Source organism: Psychrobacter sp. TB67 (assembly GCF_000511065.1).
GTDB classification, from domain to species: domain Bacteria; phylum Pseudomonadota; class Gammaproteobacteria; order Pseudomonadales; family Moraxellaceae; genus Psychrobacter; species Psychrobacter okhotskensis.
On record NZ_AYYA01000026.1, the window covers coordinates 1 to 14,321 of the forward strand.

12 protein-coding genes are annotated in these 14,321 nt (G+C 44.9%); 2 read left to right on the top strand and 10 right to left on the bottom strand.

The features are described 5' to 3' along the window. The 3 genes from W293_RS0103300 to W293_RS0103310 form a co-directional block, all read right to left on the bottom strand. Nucleotides 1-990, bottom strand: a 990-nt coding sequence (locus W293_RS0103300) for an IS256 family transposase (RefSeq protein ID WP_025651077.1), incomplete at its 3' end; no start/stop codon positions are given. 301 nt (nt 991-1,291) lie between these two features. Next, nucleotides 1,292-1,603: an NGG1p interacting factor 3 protein, NIF3 gene (locus W293_RS0103305; protein WP_025651078.1), complete on the bottom strand. Its 312-nt coding sequence runs from the start codon at nt 1,601-1,603 to the stop codon at nt 1,292-1,294. A 69-nt stretch (nt 1,604-1,672) separates the two neighbouring features. Beyond that, nucleotides 1,673-2,305: a DNA-3-methyladenine glycosylase gene (locus W293_RS0103310; protein WP_037024719.1), complete on the bottom strand. Its 633-nt coding sequence runs from the start codon at nt 2,303-2,305 to the stop codon at nt 1,673-1,675. A gap of 438 nt (nt 2,306-2,743) precedes the next feature. Here W293_RS0103310 and W293_RS0103315 point away from each other — a divergent pair, with 438 nt between their 5' ends. Then, nucleotides 2,744-3,145 carry a hypothetical protein gene (locus W293_RS0103315; protein ID WP_025651081.1) on the top strand — a complete coding sequence of 134 codons (402 nt, stop codon included), beginning with the start codon at nt 2,744-2,746 and terminating at the stop codon, nt 3,143-3,145. Between the two features lie 234 nt (nt 3,146-3,379). Here W293_RS0103315 and purC read toward each other — a convergent pair whose 3' ends face one another. From purC to W293_RS0103340, 5 genes are all read right to left on the bottom strand, one after another. Beyond that, complete coding sequence (gene purC, locus W293_RS0103320; protein ID WP_025651082.1) at nt 3,380-4,093, bottom strand: phosphoribosylaminoimidazolesuccinocarboxamide synthase; 714 nt, start codon at nt 4,091-4,093, stop codon at nt 3,380-3,382. Between the two features lie 140 nt (nt 4,094-4,233). Next, nucleotides 4,234-4,554 (bottom strand): hypothetical protein, encoded by a 321-nt coding sequence (locus W293_RS0103325; RefSeq protein ID WP_227502331.1) that lies wholly within the window; start codon nt 4,552-4,554, stop codon nt 4,234-4,236. A 131-nt stretch (nt 4,555-4,685) separates the two neighbouring features. Continuing rightward, nucleotides 4,686-5,591, bottom strand: a complete 906-nt coding sequence (gene dapA / locus W293_RS0103330; RefSeq protein ID WP_025651084.1) for a 4-hydroxy-tetrahydrodipicolinate synthase — start codon at nt 5,589-5,591, stop codon at nt 4,686-4,688. A gap of 487 nt (nt 5,592-6,078) precedes the next feature. Beyond that, entirely contained in the window at nt 6,079-7,287 is a 1,209-nt protein-coding gene (locus tag W293_RS0103335; protein WP_025651085.1) for a hypothetical protein, read from the bottom strand. Nucleotides 7,288-7,554: 267 nt separating this feature from the next. Further along, nucleotides 7,555-8,919 carry a Do family serine endopeptidase gene (locus W293_RS0103340; RefSeq protein WP_374189992.1) on the bottom strand — a complete coding sequence of 455 codons (1,365 nt, stop codon included), beginning with the start codon at nt 8,917-8,919 and terminating at the stop codon, nt 7,555-7,557. Between the two features lie 816 nt (nt 8,920-9,735). Here W293_RS0103340 and W293_RS0103345 point away from each other — a divergent pair. Next, entirely contained in the window at nt 9,736-12,033 is a 2,298-nt protein-coding gene (locus tag W293_RS0103345; RefSeq protein ID WP_025651087.1) for a cation:proton antiporter, read from the top strand. Between the two features lie 148 nt (nt 12,034-12,181). On the opposite strand, the gene tmk is transcribed toward W293_RS0103345, so the two are convergent. Beyond that, a complete protein-coding gene (gene tmk, locus W293_RS0103350) occupies nt 12,182-12,814 on the bottom strand; it encodes a dTMP kinase (protein ID WP_025651088.1) in 633 nt (210 codons plus the stop codon). Between the two features lie 133 nt (nt 12,815-12,947). Continuing rightward, a complete protein-coding gene (gene mltG, locus W293_RS0103355) occupies nt 12,948-14,243 on the bottom strand; it encodes an endolytic transglycosylase MltG (RefSeq protein ID WP_025651089.1) in 1,296 nt (431 codons plus the stop codon). Nucleotides 14,244-14,321: the final 78 nt, after the last annotated feature.

The following is a 14,321-nucleotide window of genomic DNA, read 5'->3' on the forward strand; positions in this document are numbered from 1 at the left end:
TCTGATGTCTTTAGGGTAATTAAAGAACACCGTTAAGCCCTCCCAGTTATTGCGCCAAGACTTAACCACGTGCGGGTATTTCTCGCCCCACACCTCATCAAAGTGCTCAAGATTGGCCTCTGCCATCTCAAGCGTATCAGCGCCATAGATGGCCTTTAAATCAGCCGCTACGGCCTTCTTATCCGTCCATGGTACAAACTTCATGGAGTAACGCACCATATGCACGATACACAGCTGAACCTGAGCATTGGGATAAACCGTGTTAATGGCATCAGGGAAGCCCTTTAAACCATCGACACAAGCGATTAAGATGTCTTGTACCCCGCGGTTTTGTAGCTCAGTGAGAACACCAAGCCAGAACTTAGCGCCTTCATTCTCTGATAACCACATGCCAAGCAGCTCTTTTCTACCATCAAGTCCCACGCCTAGTGCCAGGTATATAGCCTTGTTGATGATCTGCTTGTCTTGACGTACTTTAACGACAATGCAGTCTAAGTAGACGATAGGATAAACACTGCTCAGCGGCCGGTTCTGCCAAGCGGTGATGTCCTCTAATATGTTATCGGTGACTCTTGAGACAAGAGAGCTTGAGATGTCGACATCGTAGAGCTCTTTAATGCTCTCTACGATCTCAGTGGTGGTTTGACCCTTGGCGTAAAGGAATATGATCTTGTCATCGAGACCTGAGATACGGGTTTGATGCTTACTAACGAGTACAGGCTCAAAGCTGCTATCACGGTCTCTTGGGGTAGAGATTTCAAGATCGCCTGTATCACTGCGGACGGTCTTTTTAGTGTGCCCGTTACGCTTATTAGGTTTATCCGCCTTTTCATGCTTGGGATAGCCGAGATGGTCTTCCATTTCAGCCTCTAAGGCAGTATCGATAAAGGATTGCATGAGCTGCTTTTGGAAGTCTTTGATGTCATCAAAGCTGTTCATGCTACCAGCCATTTGCTCGGCTAGTTTTTTAATGTCAGATTGAGTAGTCATTGCTTATTCTCCAGTTAGTGGATTATAAGCAGTTACACAAAGTTTGGGAAACTCCCAAAATAACTGGTAATACTGATAAGTCCCCTGTCAATAAGAGTCGTAGACTAATTGGATCTTCACCCTTTTAATCGATAAGTTTTAGATGATATATCGCAGCTGATGAAAAATAATGCCAAACCTGCTTTATAACGTCTCAGAATAAAGTTATGGCATCGTTTACCTATTGATGCCGCGGTCAGATAAGCCAACCCTTGGTTTATCTGACCATTTTTTTGGGCAGGCTTTATTACTTTGCTAGTACTTAAATGTCCATTACCTTTATCACATCATATGCGGGTGTCTCATAAGGATGCGCTTGCTTTAGTGCTTCAATGACTTGAGCAATATTAGCAGTAGCAACCACCATTTCTACTCGCCATTCATCAACTTCTTCTAGTTTATCGTGCGTACCAATATGCGGTGCACTGCCTGCTAGCGGCATAAACTGCCCCACTCCTTGCACTTGCCAGCAGCACTGCTCGTAATCACCAATCGTACCAGCACCTGCTGCAAATAAAGCAGACTTAACTGGTTCTAATGCCGCTTCGGGAATAAAAACCGTCAACTTATACATCGTTCATCTTTTACCTTATAACTTATACCAAGAGAGCCGCTATATTAAAACCAGAAGGCAGCCATCGTTTTATTTTTTTGACAGTGAAGGATGGTCGCTCCAGATATAGCGCAATAGCCAATCTTTGGCATCGCCAGCATAGTCAATGCCGATACGAGGACGCAGAGATATCGGTGGCTGACAGCCATCATCTTCGATCCAAACGGCTGACTCTGCACTAATAGGTTTACCATTCAATTCACGGTCAATTTGTAAGCGCTTCGTCAGCTTACCAGGACCTGCCAGCTGCGTTGGATAAGTAAGTTGCTTATCTGCGCTTAGCCATTGCTCATCGATCAGGTGGTCACTGTCATCGGTCAAAAATCCAGCCCGTATTAATACCGACTCAGGAGACTCTTCTCCACCGCTGACCAGATTGAGCATATGATGCACACCGTAAGTCAGATAGACATAAAACATGCCGCCTTGCGCATACATAATTTCAGTACGCACAGTTCGGCTACCCGCATGCGAATGACAAGCAGGGTCGTCCTTACCGATATAGGCTTCGGTTTCTGAGATACGCATGCGCAAGATTCTCACTGTGCCATCGGTATCCGTTAACTTTCTACACAGTACTTTGCCAATCAAATCAGCGGCGACCACACAGGTTGGTCGAGTAAACCAACTAGGGTCTAAAACAGTTGATGAAGCAGTAGACATTAGCAAAACCTTTTCTTATTTTTATCATCTAATTGACATGACCAAATATTAATAAACAAGTATTAATAAATTAGCATAAAAGTAAGATAAGATATTGAAGACAATGTTGGCGCTATGTTTGATTTTTTATACGAGTTAGACTATAAATCTGTGGTCGGAAGGCTAATATTAATAGTGCGTGGTAAGCATCAATACTTATGGATAAAGAGGGTTTCGTCATTAAGTATTATTGATAAACAGATAAAAATCGCAGTCTGTTTTGAGTAGTTCCACAAATCTAGTCTATTTTAAGTGGTTTGTTAATAGGTTTGAGGGGCAAAATAACTGGTTCCGTTGGGGTATACCTTTAACAGTTTTTATGAGTTCTTAACTAAACACAGTAACGAAGGATTTGTGATAAATTTATAATTTGGAAAGAGCTACAGAAGGTAAGTTTTAATGATTACATCAGCTGAAGAGTTTCTCTTACTCAGAACAAGTGACCACACCCAAGATTATGGAAGAGCGATTAACGAGTGTGCAGCATTGGAAACGTGGTTTGAAATAATACGTCACTACCCAACTATGCGCGAGTGGGTAGCTCTAAATAAAACAGTTCCAATAGAAGTTCTTGAAACGTTGACGTACGATGACAGTCCTACCGTTAGAGGGAATATTGCTATGAAAAACAAAATAACTAGAGAAATATTTGAGGTATTGGCAGATGATAAAGACGCCTCTGTCAGAAATAGACTCGTCTATAATAAAAACATACCAAAAGACTTGCTATTGAAGTTAACCAATGATGATGAATCGTTCATCAGAAAAAACGCTATAAATAAGATTAGTGAAAAATTTTGAGTAAGCAAAGCCAAACAGTTCGATACCTATATAGCGCATCAATCACGATAGAATATGTATGGTAAGTACACACCATGAGGTACACTGTGACTATTTCAGCGATTTGAAACGTTGATACCATTAGCCTACAGCCGAAGGTTTAAGTCCTCACTAGGGAACCATCATTCATATAATGCCATAAAAAAACTGAGCACATGGCTCAGTTTTTTTTGTTTTGCGCTAGACATTTACGACTTAGCTAAGTGGCACACCAATACGGTTGGCCACTTCTTCGTAAGCTTCGATAACATCGCCTAATGATTGACGGAAACGGTCTTTATCCAATTTCTTCTTGGTGTTTTTGTCCCAAATACGGCAGCCATCTGGTGAGAACTCATCACCCAAAACGATACGGTCGTGGAATACACCAAACTCTAATTTGAAATCGACCAGTATTAAATCGCCAACTGCAAACAGTGCTGTTAGCACCTCATTGACTTGATGCGTCAGCGCTTCCATGCTCGCAAGCTGTGCTTGAGTTGCCCACCCAAGAGAAATCGATAGTGACTCATTAACCATCGGATCGCCAAGCGCATCATCTTTATAAAACAGCTCATAAGTAGGCGGCGTCAATGCTTGCCCTTCTTCTAGGCCTAAACGGCGCACCAAACTGCCCGCTGCAAAGTTACGTACGACGCACTCAACGGGAATCATATCTAGGCGCTTGACCAATACTTCGTCTTCAGATAGCTGCTTTTCAAAATGTGTTTCAATACCAGCGTCAGCCAATTTTTGCATAATAAAAGCATTAAAGCGGTTATTAACCACGCCCTTACGTGCTAACTGTTCGATACGCTTACCATCGAGCGCCGAGGTGTCATCACGGAAGTGTAAAATCAAAAGATCGTTGTCTTCTGTTTCATAGACAGATTTGGCTTTTCCTTTATATAGCAGTTGTTGCTTTTGCATTATGGAGTTCCTGTTCGTTCAAGCTTATGTGGTAAAAACGCGCAGCGACCGCTGGACTCTGTACGACGTCATTCATTAATCTATTAGATCATGAATAACCATAGTAAAAAGTCAGCGGTATAAATAGGGAAACACAGTGTTTAGTTTGATGACTCGCTCACGGCAACAGCGCGTTGCGGCTTAGGTAATTGATACTGCTTACCCGCTTCGTTCTGTAAGGTGAGTGTATTGGCACCTGCATTTGGGGTGGCGTATAACGGTACAAAAGGTGCTGGCTCCTGAGCAACCGGTAGCTCTAGAGGCGCAAGCTTTTTGCTTTCTTGATATTCTAAGCTGCCATTATCGCGCTTACCAAGAAAACCTTTGGTCATTTGACAGCCACTTAATACTAAGGTGCTACCCAATATCAAAACCATCATAGCAGGAAATGTTTTGGTAGGGCTTGATGATACTTTCATCATATTATCTCTCTGAGTTAGCAATTTTTGCTTATTTGGGCGACTGACTTATCGTTACCGTTAAGTGCCTCACTAAGCCCTAAATCATTAATAATAATGTAGGGCTTAGTGTTTAACCATTCAATCGTCAATACTTATCGTAAATTCGCACGAACCAACGCTTCATCAATGGTGGCATGATGTTGTTCTGCCAACCATACCAACGGCAGACGAATACCAGTATCTATCATACCCATCTTATGTAACGCATATTTTGCTGGAATGGGACTAGATTCAATAAACAAATCACGGTGTAAGTGTTTAATCACATCATGCGCTTTATTGGCGGTATCAAGGTCGCCGCGTAGCGCTGCCGAAAACGTTTCGCTCATCGCTTTTGGCGCGACGTTAGCCGTTACCGAAATATTACCTTTGGCACCCATCTGCATCAAATCAAGCGCCGTACCATCATCGCCAGATAGAACAACGATACGGTCGCCAACCGCTTTAATCAACTGCTCACCACGAGCAACTGAGCCGGTCGCGTCTTTAATCGCCACGATATTATCGATATCAGCCAAACGCTCAACCGTATTCTGCGCGATATCAACTACAGTACGCCCTGGTACGTTATAGAGCATCTGCGGGATCTTTACGGCTTGGGCAATCGCTTTATAATGCTGATACAAGCCTTCTTGTGGCGGCTTATTGTAGTAAGGAGCGACCAATAATGCACAGTCTGCACCAGCATCTGCCGCATCTTGGGTGAGCTTGATGGCTTCAGTCGTATTATTCGCGCCTGTACCCGCTATCACTGGTACACGGCCTTTGACGTGCTGCACAAAGTAGCGAATCACATCGCTATGCTCTTGCATCGACAAAGTCGCTGATTCGCCAGTGGTGCCCACGGCAACGAGGCAATGGGTGCCCTGCTCGATCTGCCAGTCTATGAGGTCGGCCAGACGTTTATAATCGACCGTGCCGTCAGGATGCATGGGCGTTACCAAGGCCACCATAGAGCCTTGTAGTCGGGTTTTAATCTCGTCATATGCTGTGCTCATAACTGTGCCTTACTGTTGTATTGTCCTAGCTTTATTCAAGCTGTCACATGATCCATCGTTTGCAATCGCCAATGTCTATTTTTACATTAATAACCAGATCAATGGTAGCTATTGCATGATGTTCATACTGGGCATTTATATACAGATGATAGTGACATTCTCATTATAGAATCATGTGTATATCTATCCGCATGGACATTATTTTTGTCCATTGCCGATGCTATCTATCAATCATAATAAAAACGCCTACTAGTGTAGCATATTTTGATTTAACCGCTATCAGTCAATTAATGCTCAGTCCAGATATACCCTATCTATTTGCGCGCTATTCCAAGCGCTGTTTAGCGCTAATGTTATGCAACATAGACACAAGGGCGGCTACTTATAGACCTTATTATTTAAGGCTTACTGTTTAGGGCTTATTGAACATTGATAAATAGTTAGTTTAGCGTAATTATGCAAGCGGGATAAATGCTTTTGAATTATTTTAACGAATCGTCAACACATCGATGGTCGGACGATACCAGCGAAAAGGTAACCCTCGGGTGCCCACTCCACTACTGACAAATATCTGCGCGCTACCATGCTGGTATAGGCCGCGCTGCTTACCCATGCGACTGTTATCCAACAATGACGACTGCTTACCTATACGACGAATGTCTTGCTTTTTTTGCGCCGTTAATATGTTTTTCTGTATTGCTTTGGCCGCACCGGTAATCAATAAAGGTCGGGGTTGCAACGATTTTGGTAAGTCGCTAATACTATCAAATCGTGACGCAAGAATAATGACAGGCTTAGTTGCCTGCTCAATTTCAGCACTCAGCACAGCTTTATTAGGCACATTCAAAGTGTCGTCATCGTTCAATTGTTTCGGGATATCTTGCCAGCCGCAAAGTATGGCCACGACTGGATTGTCCTGTAGATATTTTTGCGTGCTGGTATCTGGGTGGCCTTTTATATAACTTGCTTGATTTGCTATCAATCGACCGTTGCCAGTTCGAGCACATTTAAGCGGCAACGACGTACATTGCTGCCCGATATAGTTGATATCCAGTACGTCAAAAGCATTGGCCAAGGTGTCTTCTAACAATGGCTGACCTTGCTTGGTAGTATTGATCGACTGATAACGCAAATCCGAGGTACTCATGACCGTATAAACGGGCTTATTTACCCCTTTAAATAGCATCAACTGCCCGACCAAATCGGCGCTTGGATAATAGAGCCAATCACCTGTGATCAATACCGCATCTGCTGACAAGGCATTGATGGTAGCGACCAGCTTGCTGATATGACGCGGCTTGCCACTATATAAACCAATGCGCAAATCGGCTAATACCGCCACCGTAAGCGGAGTTGTTAAGCCCAAATCAACAGCATGATGCTGCAAACGCAAACGATTGGGCTGCACAACCACCGTATAAAAATACAGACCCATGGCAATGACAGCCATCAACACGGCATTCGGTGACAATTGTGCCAGCATGGGTGTCACTTGTTGTACTCGCCCAATAATCAATAACAGTGCCCAAAAAGGCATGGTATAGGCAGCGTAATATAGCAACAACTTTGACCAAATACGCCAAAAGCGTTTTGTGGGATTGGCATTGAATGTCTGTAATCCTGACCACAATATGATATACGCTAGCAAGGCTGCTGCTATAGTGATGCTAAGCGTATAAAAAGCGTGGTCAGTCATAATTACCTAGCTATATATAAAGGTATGAATAGTCGTTTGTGCCGTTGGGCGCGCAATCAAATCAATGTTGGTCAATCAAACCAATGTCCAAATTAACGTCCAAATCAATGTGACTTGCTCACCGTTAAATTGAGCAACAGCAACTCATCAAAACCAATCGATAAAAAAATCAGCCATTATAGAGGTCGAGCTCTATGATAGACAAGTATAATTATCAATGCTTATCGAGATACGTCATTTAAGCATAGTCGATTGACTATATGATAACTATTCAATACGCAGGCCAATAATACCAGGGATGCCTTGGCGCATGACTTCAATCGTTACCACACCCTTTTTGGGAAGTGAGGAGATAGCACTAGAAAAATCAGTGACCTTGGCAATAGGCTTTTGGTGAAAATTAGTAATAATATCTCCCGCCAAAATGCCCGAGCGCGCGGCTAAGCCTGTCGGGTCAACGGTCGTGACCAATATCCCTGTTTTATTGTCCACTGCCAGCTCTGCTTGCTCATCTGGGGTCAAATTGCGCAGACGTAAGCCTAATTGCACCTCATCATCTTGCTGAGAGCCGCTTTGTGCCCTGACATCATTTGGCGCATAAGTGAGCTTGCCTTTTACGAGCATTTGCTTGCCATCACGCTGAATCTGGGCGCTGAACGGATCATTGGGTCGCGCTCGATTGATCAGGTTCAATAAATCTGCAGCACGCATAATCTGCACATTATTGTATTGCAAAATGATGTCGCCTGCTTGTAGACCTGATTTTTGGGCAGGCGAGTCTGGTGAGACGCGGGTAAGTAGTGCGCCCTGTGGACGCGCTAAATTATACGCTTCCGCTAAATTACGATCGATGTCTTGAGGATAAATACCCATATAGGCACGTGCGACTTCGCCATTGGTTTTGAGCTGCTCGTAGATATCCATCGCCGCATCAATAGGAATTGAGAACGACAAGCCCATATAACCGCCCGTACCACTAAAGATACGTGAGTTGATACCGATGACTTCGCCGCGCTGATTAAATAATGGCCCGCCTGAGTTACCCGGATTTAATGCCACATCAGTTTGGATAAAAGGCACGCTGGTCTCACGTGAAAAGCTGCGAGACTTGGCACTGACGATACCTGCGGATGCCGAATAATCAAAACCAAAGGGCGACCCTATCGCCAATACCGGCTCACCTACCTTTAGACTGTCTGAATCACCAATCGGTAAGGCTGGGAACTGGTTGCCTGTGACTTTGAGTACCGCCACATCTGAGCGCTCATCGCTACCCACCAAGGTCACATCCAGCTCTGTTCTGTCATTAAGGGTCACGGTGATTTTGTCTGCACCAGCAACCACATGGTGATTGGTCAACATATAACCATCGGTGGTGACAAAAAAAGCGGTGCCATAAGCGTGTTCAATCGCAGGCGTCGCTGCTTGATCCGGAATACGTAAGCGATCTCCGAAGAACTGACGTAACAGCTCGGCGGTTTGTGCTTTGGCAAGCTCATCTTCACTGACCGTTTTGGTGACATTGACTCGTGCCACCGCTGGCGTCACTTGCTGTACTAAGTCAGAGAAGTCAGCAGTGGTGACCGCTGCTTGTACCTGAGACATAGTGGCTACATTAATACCTGTCGCCATTACCGTGCCGATAGCCAGTGCCAAAGTACTGCGTTGTAACCAACGCTGCATACGAATAGTAGATTGTGCTTGAAACATATTGATAGGCATATTGTCTCCATATGAGTGATTATTATTGTTAGCAACAATATTATCGCTATTATCGCCATAATAGATATAGCCAAATCCATATAAACCCGCTACATCGTCATCCTCGTTAACCATACTAAGGTATAGCCTGCATTCAGCTCCCTTATATCAAGGTTATTTGAATTCAACGATAGCAAGCTTGTCTAAATTTATAGGAATAGTCCTGACTGCTGGTCAGTTTACTACTTGTCTGCGAGTTTATGTAGTAGCGCCTGACCATGATGGCAAATATAAGCCGGTTTAATATGACGTCATACTGTCTTCTCATTTTTTGTAATCTTTGATATTGATATTAATAGTGCCGTTACCTACTCGTGTGTCAGCGCAGAACGATGGCGCGTGGCTATCACGGCAGACAGACCCTTGACATATATAAAATAAAATCATGATATGATAACAAACCTAATAAATTATTTAGAAAACAATAGTCAGCTATAATAAGGTGTTATTTACAGAACGCCAAGCAATTTGGCTTTTATCGCCTTTATTTTCCATCTTTTGTGTTTCTAGCATTGGTGTATTTAGCTTGAGACACTTTTGTCTTTGTTACTATATAGTATATATATCATCCATGATTCATGATGGCTATGGTTATTATTAATTTGCCGTTACAAAAGGTTTTTGACGGCTAACGATGACCTATTTTAATAGCTATACAGCATCACAAGATTATAAAAGGATTAATTTATGGATACCGCCCTATTATTATCCGGCGTGGTTGGGATTGGCATTGCCGCCCAATGGTTGGCTTGGTATTTAAAGCAACCATCCATTTTATTTTTATTACTTATTGGTATTATCGTTGGCCCAGTGCTCGGCGTATTCGACCCTGACTTGGTGTTGGGCGAGCTGATGTTCCCGTTTATCTCTTTGGGGGTGGCGATTATTTTATTCGAAGGCTCGCTAACGCTAGAGTTCGATGAAATCAAACAACACGGCTCGGTCGTGCAGATGCTGGTATCAGTCGGGGTACTGATCACCATTGCTATCGTGGCGCTGTCGACTTATCTATTGTTCGATGTCGATCCACTGATTGCGTTGCTGTTCGGTGCACTGGTCTGTGTGACGGGGCCAACGGTAATTATGCCGCTACTGCGTAGTGTGCGACCCAACAAGACCATCTCCAATATCCTGAAATGGGAAGGCATTATCATAGACCCCATCGGCGCTATCGCCGTGGTATTGGTCTACGAGTATATTATCTCAGGCGGCGAAGCCAGTAGTATCTTACTGTTTGCCAAAATCGTGGTACTTGCAACCGCGCTAGGTATGGCGGGTGCTTGGGTACTGGCGTTCCTCATGCGTCGGCATATGATTCCTGAGTTTTTGCGCAATGTCTTTACCCTTGCCTTTGTTTTGGTATTATTTTCAGTCTCAAACCATTTAGAGCATGAGTCGGGTCTACTGACCGTCACCGTATTAGGCGTTGCCCTCGCCAACTGGCCAAAATTCCCGCGCGATACGATTTTAGAGTTTAATGAATCGTTAACCATTTTATTAGTTTCAGTATTATTTATCATTCTTGCGGCTCGTGTTGAGCTTGAAAGTCTACTGCAGGTTGGTTTTGCGGGTCTAGTATTACTGGCTATCGTGATGTTCATCGCGCGTCCATTATCAGTATGGGCCTCGTCCATTGGCTCTAACTTAAAGACCAATGAAAAGTTAATGATTAGCTGGATTGGACCACGCGGTATCGTCGCTGCCGCTATCTCATCTCTGTTTGCGATTCGCTTGCAAGAATATGATATCCAAGGCGTTGAACTGCTAGTGCCATTGGTATTTTTGGTTATTATTGGTACGGTCATGATTCAGGGCTTGGGCGCAAAAATGGTAGGTAACCTGCTTGGTGTCCGTGAGCCTGAGACCAACGGTATCCTGATCGTCGGCTCCAACCCAATTGCCCTGCTCGTCGCCACCTCATTAAAAGAGCAAGGCTTCGATGTCATCGTCGCTCATAATAACTATACCAATATCGCGCGCGCGCGTATGAGTGGTCTGCGCACCTATTTTGGCAACCCCATCTCTGATCACGCCGACCATCATCTTGACCTCATTGGTATTGGTCATTTATTTGCCATGAGTATGGATAAAGAGATGAATACCTTGTCTGAGATTCATTACCGTCATGAGTTCGGTGAACGTAAGCTTTATCGCCTCAAGTTCAGCGACGAAAAAGTTAAAAGTGAGCGCGACGATAAGCAAGGTAACTTCCATTCACAGTGGCTGTTTGGCAAAGATGTCACCTACACCAAGCTTGCCAGTATGCTGTCCAGAAAAGCCCGTATTAAAATCACCAATATTACGGACAGCTATAGCTTTGAGCAGTATAAAGCTGACAATAAGCAATTCGTGCCGCTCTATACGCTAGATAAAGAAGGCAAGCTGCACGTCATCACGGACAAATTCGAAGGATCAGTACCGCGCGATCGTAAGCTGATTTCTTTGGTCGTTGATGATGAGGTACAGCCAAAGCCAGTAGACGTCACGCCAAAGCAAGAGCAAGCACGCGCTGCTGCAGATGCCAGCTTTGAAGCCAACTCTAAAGCGCCTGAAAAGCGTAAAGAAAAAGAGATGGTGGAAGAGATTGCTGATACGCCAGAACAAGAGCTAGCCGTCGCGACTGATAAAGACAGTGACAAGAGTGCCTCTAACAGCACTAATAATGCCAGTATCAAAGCGGCGGCAGCAAAGAGTGATGCTGTAAAGGAAACCACAAAGGCTGAAACCAATGAAAATCAGGACATAGAAGCTAAAGAGTCTTTTAACAGCCCCTCTAATAAAGGCGTGATGTCTGATAATTCAACGGCAACATCCAAGACTGCTAAGCCGACTACTAGCAATAGTGGTACAAACGGTAATGGTAATGCGCCGAAGATGAAAAGTGGTGCGCTCGACCCTAATCGCCTACCTGACTCAGATCATGACAATACCAATAGTGATGCGAAGATAAAGGATGCGGCAAAAAAGGCTGCGGATAAACCATAACGCTATTGTCTGAAAAGCTAACGAGCAAATAAAAAGCCCTCATAATGATTATGAGGGCTTTTTTATAGGGTGCTATTTGACGATGTTTGGCAAGATTTAGCCATTTTTAGCCCATTTAGATGACTATCGAGTAAATTGAAGACACGCTCTAGCTAAGATGAAATCGTGTCGCAACCGTTTGCCATACTCGCACACTTACTTCGTCAGCACTGCCTGAGGCGTCGATACGCTGGATACGCTCAGGCTGCTCGCCAGCAAGGACACTGAAACCTTTATGCACCCGAGTAAAAAACGCCGTCGCCTGCTGCTCAAAACGATCGGCAGCGCTACGTTTACCCGCCCGCGCCATGCCTTCTAATACTGGCAAATCCAACCATAGAGTCAGCTCGGGCAACTGGGTAACAAACTGACCGATAAGGCTGTCAATTTTGGCTCGTACCGCCTCATCACCATGCGCACGTCCAAAGCCCTGATAGGCAATGGTAGAGTCGGTAAATCGATCGCATATCACCCATTTACCACGCTGTAATGCGGGCAAAATTACTTGTTGCAGATGGTCACAGCGCGCCGCAAACATCAGTAGCAGCTCAGTATCATCATTAATTTTGGTATCAGGGTCTAGCAAAATAGCGCGCAACTGCTCTGCAAACGGGCTACCACCCGGCTCACGGGTACGCAGATAGTCGATACCATGCGCCTCTAGTCGCGCACATAACTGCTCGATAGCGGTGGTCTTGCCAACGCCTTCGGTACCTTCAAAGCTAATAAAGCGCCCTTGCATGGGCGCGGTATCTGTAATCTCAGGCGTGGCTTGAGCTGGGCTGCTGTATGCTAAGTTGGCTGCTATAGATGCTGACATACTATGACCTTATGTCATTGATGAGAATGGGCGTGGCTCTTCGGTACATACTGGCTTATGACGGCGGCGTTTGCGAGCGCTTTTCACGCATCACGCTCAGGTATTCTTTTACCGCCTGATTGTGCTCAGCCAAGCTATTGGTGAATTTGTGCCCACCGTTGCCTGTCGCCACAAAATACAACGCATCGCTATCCGCCGGATGTAAGGTTGCTTCGATAGAAGCCGCAGAAGGCAAGGCTATCGGTGTGGGCGGCAAACCATCAATTTGATAGGTGTTATACGAGGTCTTTTCGTCGATGTCTTTACGGCGAATATTGCCATCATAGCGGCTGCCCATGCCATAGATAATGGTCGGATCGGTCTGCATGCGCATGCCTTTATCCAAGCGGTTTTTAAACACCGCAGAGACTAAAGGACGCTCTTCTGCCACGCTGGTTTCTTTTTCGATAATAGAGGCCATAACCAGCGCTTCATAAGGACTCTTATAAGGCAGGTCAGGCGCACGATTTTCCCATGCTTTGGTCAATGCCTGCTGCTGACGCTTGTACAAATCTGTCAATACCTGCTTGTCGCTGGTGCCCTCGCCGTAATAATAAGTATCAGGCGCAAACCAACCCTCAAGATTATGATTGACGATAGGGTCGTTACTATTGGTCACGCTGTCTGGCAATATACCTGCCAAATCTAAAGCCTGCGCGATACTAGCATTGCTAGCATTAGCGCCATTCACTGTCAGCACTTCTTTTTTGATAGTGTTATTATCACGTAGCGTTTGATATAGATCTTTAGACGTTTTGCCTTCGATAATTTGCACTTTTACCATCGCTGCTTTAGCCCCTTGCGCGAGCACTTGCAGCGCCTCAGCGATGGTTGGGTTCTCTGGTAATTGATAAATACCGGCATGTAATGGCGCGTCCACTTGCGACTTGATATAGAGCTTGGCAATGCTGGCAGAAAAAAGTGGAATCTGCTGTTGCCACTGCGGCAATAAGCCGTAATAGGTCTGACCTGACTCAATCGTCACCATTTGCTGCGGCTGCTCAATCCGTCCAAACAACGTCTGATAGACCATCACTAAGAAAAACGCGGCAATCAGCCCAAGCACGAGCAAGACTTGATAACCGCGCTGCATAAAGAACGACTGATTGTCCGCTTTATATTTACGCGGTTTACTCTTGCCGCTGATGAGCGAGACATCTGTTGCCGGTACGTCCTCTACTGCCGCCTCGTCGACGACTGGTCTAGCATCTGATGGCGTGCTAGCAACACGCTCGTCAACAGTTCCCGCTTGCTTATTGGATGGGGTATCATTAGGACGTTCAGGAGGCGTTTCAGGTGTGGGCGTGCTCATGGCAACTCGCGAGGCAGAAGTTTGCTAGAATTTAGCACTGAACCGTGCGCTTTTCAATGGTATTTGCTTAGCTTATCG